At 38.6% G+C, this 20956-nt stretch carries 18 protein-coding genes and 1 pseudogene; 8 read left to right on the top strand and 11 right to left on the bottom strand.

Annotated elements, in window-relative coordinates; translation table 11 throughout:
- Positions 1 to 21: 21 nt before the first annotated feature.
- Entirely contained in the window at positions 22 to 396 is a 375-nt protein-coding gene (locus FS373_RS12180; RefSeq protein ID WP_077752777.1) for a hypothetical protein, read from the top strand.
- A 574-nt stretch (positions 397 to 970) separates the two neighbouring features.
- Here FS373_RS12180 and FS373_RS12175 read toward each other — a convergent pair.
- The 3 genes from FS373_RS12175 to FS373_RS12165 form a co-directional block, all read right to left on the bottom strand.
- On the bottom strand, positions 971 to 2413 hold the full coding sequence (locus tag FS373_RS12175) for a hypothetical protein (RefSeq protein WP_152829544.1): 1443 nt from the start codon (positions 2411 to 2413) through the stop codon (positions 971 to 973).
- 1489 nt (positions 2414 to 3902) lie between these two features.
- On the bottom strand, positions 3903 to 4391 hold the full coding sequence (locus tag FS373_RS12170; protein WP_144047751.1) for a hypothetical protein: 489 nt from the start codon (positions 4389 to 4391) through the stop codon (positions 3903 to 3905).
- Entirely contained in the window at positions 4388 to 5122 is a 735-nt protein-coding gene (locus tag FS373_RS12165) for a winged helix-turn-helix domain-containing protein (RefSeq protein ID WP_185976881.1), read from the bottom strand. Before FS373_RS12165 ends, FS373_RS12170 begins: the two co-directional genes overlap by 4 nt.
- Positions 5123 to 6647: 1525 nt before the next feature.
- On the opposite strand from FS373_RS12165, the gene FS373_RS12160 reads away from it, so the two are divergent.
- From FS373_RS12160 to FS373_RS12150, 3 genes are all read left to right on the top strand, one after another.
- Positions 6648 to 7571, top strand: a complete 924-nt coding sequence (locus FS373_RS12160) for a hypothetical protein (RefSeq protein ID WP_152829543.1) — start codon at positions 6648 to 6650, stop codon at positions 7569 to 7571.
- 71 nt (positions 7572 to 7642) lie between these two features.
- Positions 7643 to 8797 (top strand): hypothetical protein, encoded by a 1155-nt coding sequence (locus tag FS373_RS12155; protein WP_152829542.1) that lies wholly within the window; start codon positions 7643 to 7645, stop codon positions 8795 to 8797.
- A 21-nt stretch (positions 8798 to 8818) separates the two neighbouring features.
- Entirely contained in the window at positions 8819 to 10003 is a 1185-nt protein-coding gene (locus FS373_RS12150; RefSeq protein WP_152829541.1) for a hypothetical protein, read from the top strand.
- A gap of 866 nt (positions 10004 to 10869) precedes the next feature.
- Here FS373_RS12150 and FS373_RS31970 read toward each other — a convergent pair.
- The gene (locus FS373_RS31970) at positions 10870 to 11028 is read right to left on the bottom strand and encodes a helix-turn-helix domain-containing protein (protein ID WP_237158108.1); all 159 of its coding nucleotides are present in this window, start codon (positions 11026 to 11028) and stop codon (positions 10870 to 10872) included.
- 422 nt (positions 11029 to 11450) lie between these two features.
- Between FS373_RS31970 and FS373_RS32445 the strand changes: the two genes are divergently transcribed.
- The 3 genes from FS373_RS32445 to FS373_RS12135 all read left to right on the top strand — a co-directional run bounded on the left by FS373_RS32445 (position 11451) and on the right by FS373_RS12135 (position 12456).
- On the top strand, positions 11451 to 11717 hold the full coding sequence (locus FS373_RS32445; protein ID WP_265575328.1) for an isochorismatase family protein: 267 nt from the start codon (positions 11451 to 11453) through the stop codon (positions 11715 to 11717).
- Between the two features lie 2 nt (positions 11718 to 11719).
- On the top strand, positions 11720 to 12001 hold the full coding sequence (locus FS373_RS32440; RefSeq protein ID WP_322619493.1) for an isochorismatase family protein: 282 nt from the start codon (positions 11720 to 11722) through the stop codon (positions 11999 to 12001).
- 164 nt (positions 12002 to 12165) lie between these two features.
- Positions 12166 to 12456: a putative quinol monooxygenase gene (locus FS373_RS12135; RefSeq protein ID WP_227992732.1), complete on the top strand. Its 291-nt coding sequence runs from the start codon at positions 12166 to 12168 to the stop codon at positions 12454 to 12456.
- A 363-nt stretch (positions 12457 to 12819) separates the two neighbouring features.
- Here FS373_RS12135 and FS373_RS12130 read toward each other — a convergent pair whose 3' ends face one another.
- Positions 12820 to 14322, bottom strand: coding sequence for a hypothetical protein (locus tag FS373_RS12130; RefSeq protein WP_144047746.1), 1503 nt, complete (start codon positions 14320 to 14322; stop codon positions 12820 to 12822).
- Positions 14323 to 16064: 1742 nt separating this feature from the next.
- Here FS373_RS12130 and FS373_RS12125 point away from each other — a divergent pair.
- Positions 16065 to 16478, top strand: a complete 414-nt coding sequence (locus FS373_RS12125; RefSeq protein WP_077752769.1) for a hypothetical protein — start codon at positions 16065 to 16067, stop codon at positions 16476 to 16478.
- A 361-nt stretch (positions 16479 to 16839) separates the two neighbouring features.
- Here FS373_RS12125 and FS373_RS31965 read toward each other — a convergent pair.
- From FS373_RS31965 to mtnN, 6 genes and pseudogenes are all read right to left on the bottom strand, one after another.
- A pseudogene (locus tag FS373_RS31965) lies at positions 16840 to 17031 on the bottom strand (IS5/IS1182 family transposase); the annotation flags it as partial.
- A 356-nt stretch (positions 17032 to 17387) separates the two neighbouring features.
- The gene (locus FS373_RS12115) at positions 17388 to 17870 is read right to left on the bottom strand and encodes a nuclear transport factor 2 family protein (RefSeq protein ID WP_144047745.1); all 483 of its coding nucleotides are present in this window, start codon (positions 17868 to 17870) and stop codon (positions 17388 to 17390) included.
- 2 nt (positions 17871 to 17872) lie between these two features.
- Positions 17873 to 18502, bottom strand: coding sequence for a trimeric intracellular cation channel family protein (locus tag FS373_RS12110; RefSeq protein WP_144047744.1), 630 nt, complete (start codon positions 18500 to 18502; stop codon positions 17873 to 17875).
- Positions 18499 to 18876, bottom strand: coding sequence for a DUF2721 domain-containing protein (locus FS373_RS12105; RefSeq protein ID WP_144049080.1), 378 nt, complete (start codon positions 18874 to 18876; stop codon positions 18499 to 18501). Before FS373_RS12105 ends, FS373_RS12110 begins: the two co-directional genes overlap by 4 nt.
- 96 nt (positions 18877 to 18972) lie before the next feature.
- A complete protein-coding gene (locus tag FS373_RS12100) occupies positions 18973 to 19956 on the bottom strand; it encodes a cobalamin biosynthesis protein CobD/CbiB (protein ID WP_144047743.1) in 984 nt (327 codons plus the stop codon).
- Between the two features lie 67 nt (positions 19957 to 20023).
- Positions 20024 to 20716, bottom strand: a complete 693-nt coding sequence (gene mtnN, locus FS373_RS12095) for a 5'-methylthioadenosine/S-adenosylhomocysteine nucleosidase (protein WP_144047742.1) — start codon at positions 20714 to 20716, stop codon at positions 20024 to 20026.
- Positions 20717 to 20956 lie beyond the last annotated feature (240 nt).

Raw genomic sequence — 20956 nt, 5'->3', positions numbered from 1 at the left:
ATTTTTAAAATGGATACCATCATGAAAAAGCTTAGAGAAATTGTTTATAAAACACTCGTGGATAATTTTAATATATCACCCAGCTTACTGTCGCGTATAGAGGGGGATGAACCTATTGCTATTGAATTAAAAGGAGGAGAAGAAATTTTTGTATACCTTCAAAAAGGGGCGCTGCAAACATTTATTGAAATTCCATTGTGTGATCAACGTATGCTCAGAAATAAATCACCTAAAATAATAGAAAGCCTTATGTCTGACGATGAGGTTTTTTTTAGTATAAAAAAGGAGAAGTTGATATTTTTGACGGAGTTTTCGGCTGATGTAACCGATGTGGAGCGAAAACTTGCTGATAAACTTATACTGTTCAATAATATGGTTTCCTATATAAAAAGTTAACAAACGACTAAATGTTAATAGAGTCTGACTACATAATTGGGCTCTTGTTATTCTCACGATGTGGGAGGATAAATAATTAATTATCGAATTTTTAAATATCTATAAAATCACATCTTCACTATTGTTGTTCCCCATTTTTATTCTAAGTATATTATGCGATAACTAAAGTTAATCCAATTTAAATAAATAGGTTCGCTAGTGTTCCTATGAATATCATAATCATATTTTGATATTCATAGCCTGAATGTGATCAGGATATTTCACCATTTATCTCGTGATTATGATGTTCATAGCTGCAACCATAAATTAGTTGAACTCATAATATCCAAGGTGGCGGGCCGACCAACCAACGGTATCATCAACTCAGTTGTTATTTCCTGGTAGCATTAAACTGTTCATAAAAGCGTTAAAAATTTAAATCATGCTGGCAACCTGCTGCTTACAAGAGATTATGAACCCTTTTTTGAGCGCTTACATTAGGAAAAGTCAAGATTCTAATCTTATTCTTTACTCTACGTAGCGCTCGTACAAATTTTTAATATGGCTAAATCCGCAATAAGCTCTATGTTAAATGTTATCTTAGTGCTAATTGGGCCTTAAGTTTTTCGATTGTGGTTTGTTGTTCTTTGATTATCGTTTGGTTTCCAGTGTAAGTAAAATCTCCAAACTGGTTGTGCATGTGTTTGATGATGAATGTATTGATGCTTGTTTGCAGTGCATTTGCGCAGTTAATGTGAGCTTTAAAGCTCTTTTCCAAGGCTAATACAGCATTATTATCCATGCTTTTTGTCATGTGTTCGACAAATGGAAAAGCGTTAAATGATTTAAGAAGCGATGATCGGTACTGATCGCCGATGATCTCGACTTTTAGTTCTGGAGTTATACCATTATTTGCTATTTTACTGGCTTTCGTCATTATTTCTAAAGGGCTATTTTTATCGCCAGAATCAGAAGTTAATGTGGTTCTTGGTGATTGAAGTTGTAATCTTTTTATTGCATCCGTGAACGATAGAGGCTGGGTTGTGGTTGCTGATGTTTGAGTACTGTTGCCACTCCATTTTATTTCTTCTGCTGCATTGGTTGGTATATATTTAGAGTTTGCCTCTAGTGGAATGAACAACACAGGATAACGTTTTATCTCATTAACAAACGCTTGAATATGTTCCTGTCCTTTGTCTGATATATTGGATCGTGTGTTTTTAGCGGCTTTGGGCCAGTCGATTGTCATACCCGCGACAACTCCCTTACTAAGCTGGTTTGCTAAGGCACTTTGTTGCTCCCGGGGGAGTGAAAAAAACTCCTGATGCAAGGTTTCTGACAAGATAAGCTCAGGCTTGAAAGATAAGGCGGTATTTTCTTGCTTAATCTTGTGTGTTTGTGGTGTTAGTAGCTTAGCAGAGGAATCTTGGGCTACTGACTGTTTTGATTGACTGCTTTGTTTTAGCTTGCCATCGAAAGGCGCTGACTGTGAAGTTTTAGGCTGCGGTGTTTGTTTTGTTTCAATTTTCTTCAGGGCCTTGTGATTTATAATCTCTTGCAGTAAGTTCTCTCTGCTTGATGTCGACTGTTTTTCTGTTGGGAGCGGTATAATCACCTGTGCTTTACTTGGCATTGGTGGCATTGGTGGCATTGGTGGCATTGGTGGGGGAGGTGGAGTTAATGTCTGTTTACTTGACTGCTCTTGTGTTTGTTTTATTTCAATCTTCTTAAGAGGCATGGGCTTTATAGTCTCTGCCGGTAGGTTTTCTCTGCTTGATGTCGCTTGCTTTTCTGTTGGGAGCTGTGCTGTCACCAGTGCTTTGCTTAGCGGTGGTGGATTTAGTGTCAGTTTACTTAACCGCTGTTGTGTTTGCTTTGTTATTTGTGATTTATTTTGAGGTGGAGTGTTGAAAAACTCGAATTTTTTAACAAAGTCAAAAGACTTGCTTGTGATTTTACGAACAGTGAAATTAGTGTTTGGCTTTATTATTGCCGATGAAGCAATGGCTTGTTGGGTTAACGGGCTAATGGGACGCATACTTTTGTTCCTTGTAAAAATATTATTGCGACTATAAATAAAACCCTTCCAAGGGTCACGAGAATTCATTGGAAATAATTTCACTGAATGTGATGTTTAATATATATTTTTTATAAAAATAAATTGCTATGTGGGTATTTTTTTTGAGGGAACAAGGGTGGGTTAGCAATCTTAAAGCTAATAATCACAAAGTTTCATATTATTTCCTTGGCGTAAGTTTATATGCGTATGATTGTTTTTAATGTTTTCTTTTTTGGTTCGAAAAGATGTCTTGATATTTATCAAGTCATATAATTAAGAAACTTTTGATTGGAGGGTTTTCCCGGATATTTCGTAAGTTATCATGTGATGTTCAATCTTTGGTGGGTTGATAATGAGGCTATCTAAATTAAAATTTATTTCCCAATATTAAGCATTGGTAATTATTGAAAAGTCATAGAACTTATCCGTAAATACAATAGTCAAGCCGAGCTTTGGCTGCAAAACCAGTTGAGGTGTTGAATACTTCAGCTACTAAGCTACTAGAGCTTACGCAGCAAGGAAAAGACAAGGTGCGACTAAGGTAATCAGAGATACCTTTAAAGCGTATAAGCAACGAAAAAATGCTCAAGTCGAGTATTTAATTGGTTTTAAAACGTGGATAAATTCAAAGGCATGCCGAAGCTACTATTTATAATAAAGAAGGCCAGTTCTTGGTCGAATTCCTGATAACTTTTAAAAGGAGAGAAGGGCTTATTTAAACAACTTGTACACAAGGATAGAGAATGTGTTGAACTAGTATATTCATGAATTAGATATCGAGATTAACCAAGGACGTTACAATGAGCTTGTTGAGCGCACTTCGAAAGACTATGACTCCATTTGTAAGGCGTAATGTTAATCCGACAACGATAATAGCTAGAATGGGGGAAGGAAGTTGCTTCTCTTATTCAAGAGGGGGAATTAGCTAGAATTTCAGTATTTAATACCTTGATAAGTGAGCTAAAGTTTTGCATAAACACGGTTTTTTGTACACGCTATTAAACCAGTAACCTAACGTTTGATGATGGGATAGTCAGACATATTGATGGCAATAATCTTATTGGTCCAAACTATATTGAGATGAAAGTTAGGATTGTATGTCCCCCATACTATTCGATCAAATACCTCTTAAGAGGTATTTTTGAAGGTCGGTATATAGGCATGTTTAGTCTGTGTCATGATAATTATGTTTAAAAATATTTCATCAAACTCAAAGTGGCTGAATTTGTAAGCCAGATAAGAAGGGCTTACATGATGATGTTTACAGCAATACTAAGACTATACGCCTTATTTAATCAATAAAAATTACCGGGAGTAAGGCCAGCATTATACTGAAGTGATTATTTTCAATTTAGGTTCGGTATTGCACCAAGGTAATTATTTTAATTTTAGTGTCGTATTTTTATTTGAGTTATTACTTTAAATTTATGTTGGTATTATATATTAAGTAATATCTTTAAATAGTTTCTCATTCATAGAACCCTTCTTCACTAATAATCCAAACTAATCCATCTCTATCATGATCTAGGTAGTAATTTCCTTGATTAGTGGTAAATAATTCTAATCTACTACGACTTTGTGTAAAAGCATAGTCAGATAAAAAGTACTCATTTTTAAGGAATACACTGGGAGGAATAGTTCCTTGAGGGGCTCTCTGACAAGTAAAATCTTCTAATGATATCGAATTTGAAAAATGTCTTCTTAACCCTTTTAAGCCAAACTTGAAGCTGTAAAAGTTTGAACCATTCGGATAAAGTTCAACTCCTCTAATTTGTATATGGTCTACTCGAACCACTATCTTTCCCTGTTCATGTATTTTAACCCCTTTTTTATTCAGGTGAAAAAGGTGGTAACCTCCTTCATATAATATTGTCTCAGAGATAAACATTTTACTGACGAAAAAACCACAAAGTGTAGAAATTAATGCACCTACTAGGAAAAGGATATAAAATCTCAACTGTTCAGCTCCTCTATATATAGATTGATAGCTTGAGTAAAAGCGGGGGTTAAACCTATAGTTCTATTAATGCCTATGCTTATAGGTGCTTTCTCAATATCATCAAATATAAAGGTGTAATAAGTTTTACCTGCTGAAATGTATACATCTGGAGTAGATCCTGCTATCAATTCAAGGTTTTTAGGTATTTCCAATTGCTCGCTTGAAAAACCATTTAAAAAGTTTATGTTGATATTTCCAGTTTTAGAAGTGACAGTGAGAGTATTCTGAACTCTTGTCTTCTTTAGATTGTTTAGAAAGTATTCACTTTCGAATACAGGTCTCTCTAAGGCTATACCAAAAAAGAAACAAGCAATTAAAATTACCACTGCAATAGGATTCTTCCATTGTCGAGAGTGACTAGTGAGTTTGGATTCTGAATATAGGATAACTTCTGCAGGGATTATATAGCCTATTTTGGCAATGGTTTTTAAAACAGTTTGTTTTTTCCCGTCATCTCCGAGAGCTAATCGGATATTAAAAATTGATTGCGTTAGGCTTGCTTCTGTTACTACTCTCCCTTTCCAGGCATGGGATATCAGCTCTTCTCGTGAGATCACTTCACCATGTTTTTTCAGAAGTAAGTCTAATACTTGCCAGTCCCCACTGCCTAGCTTTGTCTTATGTTCTCCCATTAAAATTGCTTGCTCATCGAAAAGTACTGTGCGGCCATTTACCGTACTAATTTTCAAAAATATTCCTCCAAACATTTACCAAGTGCTAATCACCAATGGCCTTAAGGCATTAATTTAAGCATCTATGGCAATAGAACACAACACAATACAATACAATACAACATTCAGCCTGCTAGCCGTCAGACACCCTTTTGTTGTGCTTTTGTTGGTGATTTAACAAAATACAAACCTTCCTTATTATTTAGCCAAAACACTTAACTGACACGTAGAGGAGGCTGGACTGTGCTAGTCCTGCTATGGTTCAGTCTAAAAACATTATTAATTTGCTTTGATTATTCATTTTCAATGCGAATGGTTAATATTTGAACCGTTGAGAACCCTTCATCAATACTCAGGGATATGCTGTCTAGAGTGTTTTTTTCAGTTTCTAGTTAATTTAAAAGAAAGTAAATAAGTTATGAGTTACATATATGATTTCTGTCCCAAGGCAAGCTCACTAAGAGCTGAATTTAATGAAGCATTAAGCTTATTTCCATATGACCATGTGGAAGTCGTTAATATTAAATCACGCTTATTGAATGCGGAGAGAAACGCTAATAAGTGTGATCTAGTTAAGTTGAGGGAGTATAGAGCAACTTTTTGTTGCGCTGGGAGGCTTTAAATGTGCTGAATGATTTACTTATCAGGTGACCACTAATAATGAGGAGTGTTCATAAATTAAGTTATTTCTTCATATGCTACAGTCCAGAGGAAGCTTAAAATAAAAGCATAGTGATGAGGTTTTCCTGGCAAAATTGATGTTGGCGAGTGAAATAATCTGAAATCTTGTCTGAACCCTCGCTAATTTTCCTTGAGTCGACTGTCGTTTAGCATGTTGTTGGCATGTTCGGAGCTAGCTGATGCATTTCTGTGTCACCTTATCTTGTCGATAATTTGGATAATATCGAGTTGTTACGGAGAGACGATGACTCTACTAAAGACACGCAATACAATGCTTCTTCTCATCAGATTGCTCCCTTTAACCATTTCTGGACTGGAATACGCTAGAGTTTCTATGGTGATAAGGATGTGAAGCTCGGTTTCGATTGAGTCCTATAATCATAAACAGCATATATTCAGGTAATCAAAGGCGAATGCTGACAGTATTAATGCCGCGGCATTACGCCACGGTTCATTGCTTTATCAAAAATGCCAAAGTTACTTTTTCATGGTGAGTCTTACTTAAGTCAGAATCATTAATTGAACAATATTATCAACTGCTTGCTAATAGTAAATCCACAGCCTTTAATGTTTATGTCGGCTCCATCTGCTGATCGAACAAGGGGAACGGGTAATCGCTAGACCAAGCTTTCGTTGAGATCTATGTAGCTTAATAATAACGAAGGTACCAGTGATAGCCTGCTTATACCAAATAATCTCACCAACAACTAATTATTATTAAACCTAAAACCGAGTTATTTAAAAGCGATTAAAACATTAACTCGGAAATCAACAGGACATTTCATGAAAATTCTGGTGAAAATGAGGGTGTATTGAGGCACTAATAATGAAGAGTCAAATTATTTAAGAGGTTTAAATCGATATGTTTTCAGCTGCGAATAATAAAGTTTTTCAATTGTTGGTTCCAACACCAGTGACACAATTAGCTTCCGAGTTACAGCAAACTAACCATGTGCTTCAGGTCAAATCGGTTATCAATGTAGATCTAAATACAAAAAAACTTACTGGACTTGACTCATCACGACGATCACCTACGTGTGTTAACGATAGATTGCAATCCCATCACGGCGTGGCTAAGTTCCGCCAAGTGGCTGAATTTGTAACTGGGTTAATGCCTAAAAAGAGTAATGGAGAAGTGGCTGCTCACCCGAAATATTGGCTGGAAATTAAAGATTCGGACCATCGTGATCGAGTTTCGTTGAACGGCTTTGATTTGAAGTCCGGTGCATTAGGCGCATGGCAGGCGGACGGTAACACCAAGTTTGGGCTATTCCAGTGGATTGAGTTGAATCCAGATGTTGAAATAGACATTCTTGAAGGTGGAGTAAAACACCCGCTGAGTCAGAAACTTGATTATATTAACTATTTGGATCCCAATCAGTCACTTAACTACCGTATTGATATTTCACAGGGAGAATGGAAGCAAGGAGGTACCTTGTTAGATACAACACAGTTTCAAGGAAAGGAAGGGATGAGCGGCCACGCTGCTATTGTCATCCACCGTGACGGAAATATCTTTGTTCACCCGTACGAAAAAGGAAAATGGCAACACACCTCCACGACAGATGGCAAGCCGGTTTTATCGGCGGGCATGATTAAAATTAAGCTGGGCAAAGCTAAATCCTTTCACCTAGATTCAGGGCACTATATGCCTCAGCTCCCGCAACTTGAACATTTTCTAGAACGAACTGTGGCGAAAGGAGTGGATATTAGCCAGCTCGAGATACACGCTAAACATATCGCTAGGGACAAAATCGATGGATTAATTCGTCAATACACTCGATAGCTATCCCACTTATCGGGGGAAAGTCGTTCTAAGTCAAATAAATCCAGTAAAATTTTTAAAGGTTAAATTATATGAACTCCATACAAACATTACAGTGTTCAATTTCTACCATGACGGTCGGTGCTATCCCAGACCTAAATCAAAGCATTAATGTGAGTAAAGTGCGTAATATTCACACCGATTTGGAGAAAAGCAGACATTCTCAGTTCCGTCGGACATTGGATTCTTATGGGATTGATGACAATCGAAATACACTGAGTCATTTAAATCGAGAAAAATACAATGTGTTTGTTAAGAAAGATAAATCAGGCACTGCAGATTTAAGTCATGGTGCCTATATCTCTAAAAAAGGAGAAGATATCTATGGCAGTTTTAAATGGTTGAACCCTAAAGGTCTCACTAAATATCAAACTGAAAAAGTCGCTGTCGTTACTTTTCGCAATCAAGCTGAATTAACCCAGCTTAGCCGTACCTATTCAGAAAAGCCATTACCGGACTTTCTTATCCAGATCCTTAATGGAGAGGAATGCCGAGATACAGTTCTTTATAGTAAGAAACCTCAACTAGCTAAGTTTATTCCACCAGTTAACCAAGCGCAGCATGGGTATCTTATTCGCCCCAACTCCCCGTATAGCAGTGATGCCTTGTTGGAAACCTATATCGATTCTCCCGAAAAGCTCAAAGACAGTAAAGAGGGGATCATCCTGTGTACCTACGCGATTCATCCTGGTATACAGTCGGACTTTTTGGGTGGTCAACACAATCAACCGGATCTGGAGCGGCTTGAAGTGAACCTGCCAACACCACAAAAAGCAATTGATGAAAAAACAAAAATGGATTCTCTAACCAGTATTCTGAGCTTGAAACTAGCACATTTGCCACAGTTGGAAAAGTTGAGGGAGGGGACATTGCAACATCTTCAGGACGTTTATCATACAAATGAAAATGACAATATACGAATGTTCTTTCACTTTCCGGTTGCAGAAAAAACCGCCACCCTCCACCTACATACTTGGGTTAACAAAGGCGATCACCCGTTGAATGAGCCAAGGTCTTTCGATTTAGACACCATAATTGAACATCTTCAACAGGGCAAAGATATCAATGAATTGGTACTCAATCGAAACGAGGGATCATTCTTTTTACCCACCTCGGATTCCATTAAGGATATCGTTGGCATTCCTTTTAAAGGGGTTGTTCATAACTCGCTAACTCTTCCACTTTAAACTACTGATGGGAAATATGTTATGAATACCATTCAAACGTTACAGCGCGCATCTTCGACCATGACGGTCGGTGCTACCCCCAACCTCAATCAAAGCATTGATGTGTGTAAAGTGCGTAATATTCACACTGACTTGGAGAAAAACGGCCATTCTCAGCTCCGTCGGACATTAGATGCTTATGGGATTGATGACAATCGAAATACGCTGAGTCATTTAAATCAAGACAAATACAATGTGTTTGTAAAGAAAGATAAATCAGGCACACTTGAGTTAAGTCATGGTGCTTATATATCTAAAGTAGGCGTAGATGAATATGGGGCTTTTCGCTGGTTAAACCCAAGAGGCTTGAAAAAATATCAGACTAACGATCTGGCTCAGGTGACTCTGTCAATGGAAAACCTAAAGCAACTTCAAGCGACCTATAAAGATGAAAATACCACTGAGTTTTTGGTTAATCTGTTACGTGGAGATAGCGCCGAATCTCTCGATAATGTGTATACCTCTCTGTATAAGAAGCAACCGGATGTATTCCACTACTCTGGGTCATTGAACCAAGGTAATGGATTCCTCATTTACCCTAATATCCCCTACATGTCAGAGACCTATACCAATGGACACCACAAAGATTTGGCCGATAGACGAGAAGGCGTCCAGCTGACTGCTTGGGCTGTTCATCCTGCACTCCCACTGAGTTTAATTCAAGAAATAACCGATGATCATCCAATAGGAAAACCGTCAGTAACCCAGGGGGAAGAGCTAAATCAAAGGAAAGCTGAGTCCAAATGGACTGTGAAATCCCTGACATCCATACTTGATTTGGAGCCAAAAGATCTAAAGATGTTGGAAAAACTAAAGTCTGATATTATTGGGCACTTGTCTGACACTTATGGTGTTTCAGCTGAAAAAGACAATGTTGATCTATTTTTTCACTTTCCGGTTGCTCCCTCAACCGCTACCTTGCATCTACATATTTGGGTCAATAAAGGTGACCATCCACTGAATGAGTCTAGAGCATTTGGACTTAATGAGGTTATTGAGCACCTGAGGAACGACGAAAATATAAACAGTCTTATACTTTCCAGAAATGAAGGTCTGTTTACGTTACCCAAAAAAGACGCATTGCACCTCATTAAAGGAATGCCAGGCAGCTATGCACCGACTATTGAGGTCCGTGAAAAATTCAGTCTCCCGATAACAGGGCGCTAAACGAAGTTGGCTGTGAAGGCATTGATGCAGACCGAGCCTGTGGTTGAAGTAATCACATCATGGTTTGAAATACTCTTAATCTGCCATGTCCTGTAATACGTTGATGATTTTTATAAAGGTCAGCCGCTAACTGTTGCTGGCTTTTTCATTATGCACTGGGTGAAGGGGCATTTCACAACTTTAAATACAGACGCATCTCATTACTCTCACGATAGGTTCAGTAGCGAGTTTATCATGATAAGTATGAGCATTAATAATTAAAGAGTTAACGTGGAGTGTTTGAAATCATGTTGTCTATATTCAAGAATTCGCTGTCACTTTCTATCCATCTTCTATTAATGCTATCTACAAATAGACTAAAATTATCAATATCACCTTATTCAATTATATTTTATAAAATGATAAACAGCTAGCTTTCTCCGCTAGGATGAACAATAGGTCAACAATAAACAACTCATCTAACAGGCTGTTTACGAAGTTGGGATTTAATATGTTTAAGTGAAAAGGTCTATCTGTAGTCAAGAGATTGCAGTCTACTGAACATAGGTTTAATACTGCAGATATTAAATGAGTAATATGTTTATCTGAGTTCGTCGAGTATCACCTCATTTGGAGTATAGGAGAGCCCCATTAAACTTGATAGATAAGTTAAAACTGCATTACTGGCATAAGGCTAATAATTCCATTCACTACTAAAATTTAGGGGTTACATACCCATTAAGTATGCAATATATATTGTACTTTTCTTGGCATAACACACAAGGTTAACCGTGCCATATTTAAACGTTTCTGGTAGGGCTAATAACGTGACCAAACAAATCTAGCTTTAAATTAATTTGATATTATCAAGTGATTTTTTAGGTTGCTCACGTCATCATAGCCAATGTTAGTGCGGCTTTCTCAACACGCTGTGTGGTTGATTCTAATAATCTACATGCTTTTTGTACCCTAATCTTTTTAATATAGTGTATAGGTTTCAAGGTTGTGGTATTGGTAAATTGACGGAGAAACGTTCGTTCGCTCATGCCTGCTAAAGCTGCTAGCATCGACACATTCAGGGACTGATTATAATTGGCTTGTATGTGTCGTCACTGCTCGATTCTCTAGTAAACTTACTTTAGGAAGTTCAAATGTACCTGTATAGGTAGAGATTAATATTGAGCCCATCCGATGGGAATTATTGAGAAACTGTAATGATTCCGGTTGAGGCGAAAGGTAATAACAACCATCAAAGTTGGGAAGAATAATGTCACTTTGACTAACACAAGCTAACTGACTATCAGGCTGAACAATTGTAACAACAAAGCGCTTCTCAAGCTGACTATCGATGATTATTTTATAGTAAAAAGTTCTTTTAATTTTAAAATTACACTCTTTAGCACATTAGGGGAGTCATTAATTTGTATCTTGTATCGTTACTTCAACGAAACACTGAAACAATACAAGAATGATTATTATAGTTAATATAGCCTTGTTATTAATTGACTTTCAAAATGATGATTATTCTACATACCAAGATGCTCAGTGGGCTTTATCAGGTACAGAAGCCGCAGCATGGAAAGCTGCCACTTTACTAACTGCATTTCGTCAACAAGGATTGCCCGTTATTCATGTGCGTCATGAGTTCGTTTTAAATGATGCTCCTTTTTTCCTATTAGGATCTGAAGTGGAAAAAGCTCATTATAGCGTTGCCCCAATAAATGGGGAACTGTAAGGTTGAAGCTGCAAATAAACAGTTTTCGTAGTACTGAATTACACTTTTTTTTGAAGGCACTTAATGTTGAAAAACTGGTTATAGTTGGTGTCATGAGCCATATGTGCATTGATGCGGTGACTCAGGCTGTTATGGATTTGGGTTATTACCATGTTGAGGATGATGCTTGCTCCACGCTAGAGCTTGAATTTAATGGGGTGACAGTACCTGTTAATCATGCGTTTATGACCGCCTCACAATTTGGTTGTTGTAATGTGGGTAGTACTGAAAATCACTCGGCTTAGTTGGTTAGATATATTTTACCACGTGATTTTTTAAACTTGAGAGAGGTTATTTTTCTGAGTTTAGTCACTTCCATTATTCGTAGAACACTTGGGAATAGTTTAAAAGTAACTAGTTATTAACGATTAATGATCTTTATCTCCTATTAATATGTGGAAAACACACAATGACTAAAATGACAATATTTGAAATTCAATCAAAGGAAGGAATGTCTGAAAAGCTTGTTTCTTTTTTTAAAAGTATTCTACCAGGAACAAGAGATTTTCCTGGTAATAAAGGCACTGAATTTTCACGTTTATCTGACAATAAGTTCATCATTGTTACTTACTGGCAGCATGAAAGTGATTTAGGCCATTATCTTAATTGGAGGGAAAATACAGGTGAATTCTCCCTCCTGCTCAGCTTCCTTATTCAGGCTCCTAATATTGTAACCTATGAAGCACTTGAAGATATTTAACCTAAGTTGATGTATTGATGAACACACATCTTAGTTCACTCCTTTTCCTCAGCCAAATTTTCAGTGGAATCTGATGGTTCTCATTCTAGTAAGTATTTATTGCCAGTAAATAAAATCACTTCCAGACTGCCATAGCTTAAATTACGTTATGGCTGTTCAACGCGAAGGTATAGCTAATAAGGGTAGGCTGCGGCTATCCTTATTAGCATAGATAATAACTAATTTATTTGGGTAAAGTCGACCCAGAAACTTAAGCCTTCGATTTAGTAGAACGATACACTTATGGTTCCTCCATTGAGAGACCGATAACTAACGTGAGCATCATGTAGAGGTCCAAGTAGGAACCTCGAATAGTTTTCTTTATTATTTATTGTAAAAGGTAGTATTACCGAAATCTGATAAATCGAATGACAAAGATTTATGTTGCTGTTTTAATTCGTTAATAGTTCCAGTATGTACTTGCTTGTAAGATGAAATATTCTGTTCTGTTATAGGAGGAAGGTACTTTCTAGCATGAGACTGAACACGGTCATAAAGTTCAGTTTTATTGCGTTCGGTTCTGTTTGATGGAACAAATGGCTTTCCACTGCTCATCGCTTCTCCGATCGGTAATACTTCGTTGAAAGTATGATATCCACCATAATTCATGAATGCTGCTGCTCCCAAAGTTAATGGCATGACTTCTTTAGGGTTACTATACAGAGAGTTACCGGAAAGTACCGTTGCAGCAAGCAAAATATCACATGTTCCCCCAGATTGAGCGCCAGCAAAAGGGAGACCTTGTTGTGTACTCTCAAGTGCATATACCCCATAAGGTTGCCAGCGGTTAACACCTGTACCGTGATTGAGCTCGTGGGCTTTGATGCCTTGTTCAATTCCTAGATCTTTGTAGCCTTGAGGAATAGACTTTATTTCGTCTTCTGACATCATATAAGGTCGATTCAGATCCTGAATAGGAGCATTTTCACGAGGAATTCCATTGATGTTTTTATTGTCATTCAGAGCCGCAGACAATTTTTTTTGTTCTAATGAGTTCTTATCATGAACTCGTTGAACGACCTGACCAAAGCCCAAACCATATTTTGCGGCATCTTCATATTTACCTTCTACTGGTTTTAGTTGACCTTTTTCGTCTTCTACCATGGGCATGCGCTCTGAACGTGCACGGGTAAGAGGATCATCAAACGCTTTTGTACGTGTTTTTTGAGTAAATTCTTTATACAGAGGAGCAACATCTGAACACACTCCCCTCAGTACTGAATTAAGAGCCTTGATATTTTTATCGCGATTTGCACTAAAATCCGCAGCGTTTTTCGCTTTATTTTCTATTGGATCGCTGGATTTTGTTGGCCGGTTACCTTCTGGCGGGGTCATTAGCTGCCAAACTGTTGTGCCAAAGACACTCAGTGATTTTATTTTTGTTAGCATTCCTGAGTGATTTAACTCACCAATTGGTGTTTTTAACTCTTTAGTTAGCCATTCAATCAATGGTTTATCTGAAGTTTTTGACTGACGTCCAATCTGGTCTGAGTCACTACTCATCTGGCCAAACTGCTTATGGAATAACTCTTTAATTGTCATCTCTTTATTATTAAAGACGACTTTATGTTGGTCTCCTTTTTTATCAATGTTTTCAATAGTTTTTTCCAGTGTTTTTGCATACTTGTCAATAACTAAGCCTGCAGAACCTGGTTTATTTAAAATATTCATACTAGTGCCGGCTTCGAACATTCGGGCACTTGTTAAAGCTTGTTGTTTCGCTTCATCGATGGATATGCCTTTAGCTGAGCTGATGGTTTTGGACTCATCTGCTTGTGAGATAGAAATACTATCCAACTGATTGTCACTTTTATAAATAGTAAGCATATAGATTATTCCTTTTAACTGTTATATCTGTTTTTGGTTGGAAGTTATTATAAGTAAGAGAAAACTATTTAATTAAATGAATACTTTGTACTTTTTTTGAATTTATATTCTGATCCAATCAATCTGAGTAACTTGATTATGGATGGTGAAATCAATAATCGAGAAATATCCCACTTCCAACAATCAGCGTCACGAGACTAATCCTGAAAAAAACTGCCAAACTTAGCCATTCCGTTATTCTCTTCGTTGGACTCAAGCCCTAAAACCTGGTTATTCGGTTAAGGAATGCGGGAGAGCTAGTTTGATGGATAACACATTGGTTAATATGTAGTAATTAGATACTCTACTAGAGTATTTTTAGTCTACTGCCAATTATATAGCAGAGCTTGAATAATGAACAATCGAGCTTCTCAAGTCATGAGTATTCTGATGAATCATTTAACCCTTGTGTCAACTGACTTTTAGGTTAGTTGTTCATTATGACTCTATCTCTTATTCTAGTGGGGAGGAAAGGTATTAAGCATGCATTTTTAGGTTACTCATTTGCAATCATTACAGTGTTTTATCCAGAGTGCAGAACAGTTTTAGCGTGCTTGAGTCTATGAAAAGTCGCATCTTGCTTCAATTGATTAAACCGTTTCTAAACCCATTCACAGTAACTCTGAAAAGTCATGCCTGTTTTCAAACTCTGCTCTCCGAAGGGGGGGGCCAGTAAATTTCACCACATACCGCTCAAGCCTCTCAAAGGAGATTTGTTGTAAATAGTGTCATCTTGGATATCATAAGGTATATAGATTAATTAATTACTTCCTTCCTTTAATAGTTTCTCAGTCAAAACATTAAAATTAGTTTTAATAACTAGCATCTCTGTTTTATAGTTCAGCAGCACTCATTATTTTTTGTATATGTAAGTTATTATAATGTAGTAGGTTTTCAACCTTGACCCGTTAAATTTCCGTTTCCAAATCTAATGCGGGTTATATTCCATCATCTTTGTTCTGGTCGGGTGGCTTGTTTAGTGTATAAGTTAAACTGTGGCGTACATAAAAAACTGCTAAGTATGTATTATTAAGTGAACTCATAGGGTCGCGGATAGTTAACCTTTACTGGCTGTCGAATGAGTTGAATGCATCATCATACCAATTATGAGTCTGAACTATCTATCTGAGAAAGCCACATTGAAGTGAATGTTGAAATTAGGTATACGACAGTAAAAATATTTTTATACATGGGATAGGTATATTGATATGTTCCTCCCGTAAACACATGAAATAAATATAAGAATAAATCATGTTAATTCAAAAGGGTCATATATATGTTGATTGCGTGCTTAAATAAAACTTTATCTTTTATTATTCAAGTTTTGACTAGTGGTTTCACCTAGCTGTGAGCTAATCGGGGCAGGGTAGACTTCTAGAATTCAAACTCCTTTCATACCCAACTTTACAGGAGTTTTCAGCATTAATCACGTGACGTCGTAATGCTAAGTGCGTGATAATATAAGCTTAAAACAGAATGAATGCAGAACGGAGCCATTTAAATACAGAGATCCTTCCTAAAATAAGGGGAGTTCGAGAATATATTTCTAATAGTTTTAGGTAACAAGCATTCTATTTACTATTCTCTTAAACAAGCCGTTTTTAACAGGCTGATAGCGTTATTTATTGCTCGTTCTGTATGTAATTGGGGGAAGTCATAATTCCCCCTGTTTATAATGTAACTTAACCTTAGGTTTTAACTATATGAATTTTAATATAAGAAGTATTCTTAATCAGAGAAAAGATGAAAGCCATGTTACAAATAAACAAATTAACAAGTTGAATAAATCAATTAAATCTGTAAGGCAAGTCCCTAAATATATGTCTGGCGATCAACTTATTCAGACTTTTAAAAATTTTACAAAATTACAGGGAGAGATAAAAAATCTAAAAAATAAAGATGTAAACATGTCTGAATCCAAGTGCATCAAGTTGAAGGAACTATCTGAAAAAATGGGTGAAATATTTCAAGAAGTAGAAATCAGGAATTCTGATAAATGCCTGGGGAAACCAATAAAACAAACTAACTATTTAATCCTAGAAGATAAATTTAAGGCTAGATATTGGTCTGCCTCACACAAAGCAAACTCCACTAAAATTAAGACTGACAAAGGATAAGAATAATCCCCTTTTTTAATAGTGGTGCGAAGTTTTACCTTGGAATTAATGATTTAAGATATCTCCATATTCCATATTCCGGATCACACAAGTGTTAACTAGTAGAGAGTCTGATTGGCTCTCTCTTTTTTTCGTCATCATTCTCATGTCGTTAATTTCAACCATATGGAGCCAACCTGCATGGTCTGGTATGTAATAAAGTTCATGTTTAAAGAGTATTGCCGAGCTTCTCAAGGGGACAGTCTTTGTACTGAGTACTATTTAAGGACGTTGTTGCTCAACCCCTCACTATAGATGCAGCAACACCAAGGATGTGAGCTAACTAGGTAGTCTGTTTCTTAACTGGCATTCCTAGTCTTATGACTTTGTTTATTGCCTTTACACCTGCTACGACTTCATGCGTATTCGCATCTACTACGAGGTGTAACTTACGCCAGATATGACGCTTTTCTTTACCATGCTTCCTAGTTTTCCATTCCCCATGTGCCACTGAGTCACGACTCGGTGAGCGATATTTGATATTTACGGTCTTGTTCCGTTTGCTTATGCAGCTCTAGCTTAGTGAGGTTAGTGGTATATCCTTAAGTTTCTATTTAGTGTCCGTGATGATGACCTTATCCATTATTGTCATCTCATTGCTATAAACAACTTCTTTATCCCGGAGTGGCTTTCTATTATGAACCTTTTGTACTTCGTCCCAGACTGGTTTCCTTAAAATGCATTAAATCCCCCTAACAAGGCCACCTGAACCGGGGGAGTCCGGTAAATGTCGATCTGAAACACGTTCACTGATGGGATGAAAGGGGATCTCAATGATGGGGAATACGGATGAAGGGAAAGAAAAACCAAACTGTGCAGAACAGAACTTAATAGGGCTAAAGCTAAGACTAAGGCATATGGCCGTTTAATCTATTGAACCGCTAGTTGATCGGCCATAGTTTGATAATCCATCAGATCTTGGTGTTCCTCGACCCTGTGATTATCCATATCGAGTTTAATTGTCGTGACCCCTGGGATTGCCAAGTCAATAATCTTACCGGGTTTACCAAACTGAGCACCAGGTCCCTTATAGTGGTAGCTGCCTATCATCACAACCAAGGAGCCTGAGTTAAACATATGTTCGATATTAAAGCCGTATTCGAGTACGCCCTGATGGGCACGTCTCAGAAAGCTAATGATGTGCCTACGGCCTGTATAGGTCTTGCTTGCGGTTCTGTCTTTGAAGACGCTATCTCTGTCATAGAAGGCATTTAATGCCTTGTAATCGTGATCTGTGACGGCCTGAATATACTTCACCGCTAGCTGCTGTTCGAGTGGCATCTCTCCGGTGTTGGCCACCGAAGGTAAGCAGATAAAAGCAAAAACAAGGCAAAGAGAGCGTGAGATCATCATAATTAATTCTTTAAGTTTTTCTTCAAATCGAATGCGGGCAGAGACAGGTGCCATTTAATGGCAGCGAGTCTGATGCAAAGCGCCACAGTCATGGAGACTAGCATCGCATGCATATTCTCCACACCTAAGTGGATGCTGACGCTGTAACATATCCCACCTAAGATAGATGCGGTAGCATAGATCTCGGTTCTCAATATCATGGGGACCTGACGGCATAATAAGTCTCGAATCATGCCTCCTCCCACGCCAGTTATCAAGCCCATGACTACGGCTATCATGCCACCTAGCTCGAGACTCAGTGCTTTCTCTGCGCCAATAACGGTAAACAGAGCCAATCCCAGAGCATCGGCTATGGGCAACGTATGTTGGGGGACCTTCTTAGGTCTTCGCACTAGAATCAAGGTCAATAGCACAGTGATCAAGATGACGACGATATAATTGGGATCACGGATCCAAAATACCGGAGTCGTTCCCAGAAGGGCATCCCGAATGCTACCGCCACCGACGGCGGTTACCGAAGCGAGTACTATGACTCCGAAAGGGTCCATGCGGTGTCGCCCCGCGGCTAGCGCCCCCGAAAGGGCAAAAACGGCGGTGCCACAGAGATCGAAGAAGTAGATCCACTCAATCATTCGTCCATCTCTTTCAGGTGAAGGTTGAGGGCATCGACAGAGATGCGGATCTCAATCACTGAGAGCAGCAGTGAATAAAGTAGTAAGAGTAAACTAGAGCCGAAGATAAAAGAGCCGGTTTTATTGAGTCCAACATAGATGAAGATCATGCAGAGCACACACAGGGCGAAACTCATGACTCCGGCCTCTTGCATGCGCCTGATGATACTGATGCGCCGACGTAAGTTTCTTAACTGCTCACTATGAACTGGCTTGCCGTCACTGCTCAGGCTTCTGATCAGGGCCGCTAGGGCAAAGAATCGATTGGTGTAGGCCAGCAGCAACAAGGAAATTGCCGGGAATAGCAAAGCGGGAGTCGTTAAAGATACATGAATATTGTCGAACAAATCTTATAGCCTATGTCGAAGTGTGTTGAGCCGATAATGAGAATGATACCTATGGAGAAGCATATGTCTAGACTGAAGAGCCCCCTAAGTCTGTAAATAGCGTAGTGCCGCCCAGATGAGTGGGATCAGGATAAGAAAACTGAGCCAAAGTGTATAGCCTGTGCTGGCTAGTTTTATCGCTGCTGAGATAGCCTGGCTATCAGGCTTAGGGCCATAAATCAGCTTGGTGACTTCGACGCGGTGATTGTTAAATTTCATCGGCCCACCCAGCTCAACTTTGAGTACGGATGCGGCTATTGCACAGGTGTTAATGCCGTTATAGAGGGGGCCTTTATTAGATAAGGGCTTAAAAAGCAAAAGTATGCTTTTAGGACCACCTTGAATCGCCAGTGTGAAATTCCACAGCCAGCTAGGGACGATAAATAAGGCGGCGCTCAGCAGGTTAATCGGTTGACCAAAATGCTTAAATTTAGGGTTAATCGCCGGCCAGCATAGTTCAAGTTTCTTTATCATTCGAGTGGCGAGTACCAGAGGTGCACCACCGAGACTAAAAAATAAAATCGTTGAAACTGTGCCGTAAACCGGTGTTGTGACCAATTTTTCTATGGTCGCCTTGCTTATGCCAACACTGCTTAATTGTTTTGTATCCCGATATAACCACAGAGAGAGCAGCTGTCTGGCGAGGGGTTTATCTTCTCTACTCAATGCTTGCCTCACCTCGCCAGCGACCTGTTTAAAATTATCATCATTTAAGCAGAGATATAGAATGATAAATTCGAAAAACCAGGGGAAAGCGGCGAGTTGTAACAAGAAGTAGATGATGGCCCAGAAAGGCAATATCAATAGTATCGCCGCCATAGAACCAGCTATGATTTGTTGAGAGGGTGACCGGTTACTGTGGGCCACTTTTTTGGCCAACTCTTTAGCAAGCAAGCCGAACCAGACTATGGGCTGAAACTCTCTAGGCAGTGACGCTAGGCGGGAGAGTAATAAGCTGACAAGAAGGATCATGGTTCCTTGATAAAACACACTGTCGTTGAGCAGCTGCTGGGCAAACTCTGGAACCATGATAATGACCTTGCTAGATTTTTGTAATGACTAAACTCTAAAAAACATTAGTAATAAACAGTAGTATTTATAAGTGTTTAAGTAAAGCCATCACCATTAAAGCTGACTGGTGGCCGGCTTTAACTAAATAAGCGTCAAAATCTACCGGAGAGTCATTATTGGCATTATCTGACAGTGAGCGAATGACGACAAAAGGCACCTTAAACTGGTGGCAGACTTGAGCTATAGCAGCACCTTCCATTTCGCAAGCTGCCATGGTCGGAAAATGGCTGAGCATGGTCTTAGTACGCTCAGGATCGCAGATGAAGCTGTCACCAGTACAGATTAAACCTTGGATGGCTTTTACATCGTCAAGACTGGCAACCGCCTTGTTAGCGGCGATTATTAATTTCTCATCGGCAACAAAAGCGGCGGGTTGGCTGGCCATCTGGCCTATCTCATAGCCAAATGCGGTGACATCGACATCATGGTGTCTGACTTCTGTGGAGATAACAATATCACCGATAGCCAGTTCATCGACGAAACCACCGGCTGAGCCAGTATTGATCACGGCATCGGGAGCATATTTTTCGATAAGTAAGGTTGTGGCAATACTGGCGGCGACTTTTCCTATGCCGGAGCGGGTGACTATCACCTCGGTACCATCTAGTGTACCTGCGATGAACTCGATGCCCGCGATCGTCTGTGATTCTGTAGACGACATAGCAGCGATAAGATGAACAACTTCTGGCTCCATAGCGCCGATAATACCGATTTTCATTGAGTAACCTTAAATATGTGTTAAGCAAAATTTGATGGAGGCTAACTAATACCGATTTTCATTGAGTAACCGTAAATGTATTAAGCCGAATTTGATGGCGCCAATATAACATAACTTGTTAACCGGAATTACTTTTTGATGGGCAAAAAAAAGCACATCAATCGATGTGCAAATCACAAGTAAAGCGTTTCTGATCCCTATCGGCATAAAACCAATAAGGATCAGATCATTGACCTATAT

The sequence above is a fragment of the Shewanella sp. YLB-07 genome (assembly GCF_009377275.1).
Note: the sequence above shows the minus strand (reverse complement) of the source record. Positions and strands in the feature narration are given on the sequence as shown.

Coding starts and splice junctions, on each gene's coding strand:
- FS373_RS12110 (WP_144047744.1), bottom strand. CDS start 18,502: ATGATTGAGTGGATCTACTTCTTCGATCTCTGTGGCACCGCCGTTTTT.
- FS373_RS12150 (WP_152829541.1), top strand. CDS start 8,819: ATGAATACCATTCAAACGTTACAGCGCGCATCTTCGACCATGACGGTC.
- FS373_RS12175 (WP_152829544.1), bottom strand. CDS start 2,413: ATGCGTCCCATTAGCCCGTTAACCCAACAAGCCATTGCTTCATCGGCA.
- FS373_RS12155 (WP_152829542.1), top strand. CDS start 7,643: ATGAACTCCATACAAACATTACAGTGTTCAATTTCTACCATGACGGTC.
- FS373_RS12160 (WP_152829543.1), top strand. CDS start 6,648: ATGTTTTCAGCTGCGAATAATAAAGTTTTTCAATTGTTGGTTCCAACA.
- FS373_RS12135 (WP_227992732.1), top strand. CDS start 12,166: ATGACTAAAATGACAATATTTGAAATTCAATCAAAGGAAGGAATGTCT.
- FS373_RS12180 (WP_077752777.1), top strand. CDS start 22: ATGAAAAAGCTTAGAGAAATTGTTTATAAAACACTCGTGGATAATTTT.
- FS373_RS12130 (WP_144047746.1), bottom strand. CDS start 14,322: ATGCTTACTATTTATAAAAGTGACAATCAGTTGGATAGTATTTCTATC.
- FS373_RS31970 (WP_237158108.1), bottom strand. CDS start 11,028: ATGAGCGAACGAACGTTTCTCCGTCAATTTACCAATACCACAACCTTG.
- FS373_RS12100 (WP_144047743.1), bottom strand. CDS start 19,956: ATGGTTCCAGAGTTTGCCCAGCAGCTGCTCAACGACAGTGTGTTTTAT.
- FS373_RS32445 (WP_265575328.1), top strand. CDS start 11,451: ATGATTATTATAGTTAATATAGCCTTGTTATTAATTGACTTTCAAAAT.
- mtnN (WP_144047742.1), bottom strand. CDS start 20,716: ATGAAAATCGGTATTATCGGCGCTATGGAGCCAGAAGTTGTTCATCTT.
- FS373_RS12115 (WP_144047745.1), bottom strand. CDS start 17,870: ATGATGATCTCACGCTCTCTTTGCCTTGTTTTTGCTTTTATCTGCTTA.
- FS373_RS12125 (WP_077752769.1), top strand. CDS start 16,065: ATGAATTTTAATATAAGAAGTATTCTTAATCAGAGAAAAGATGAAAGC.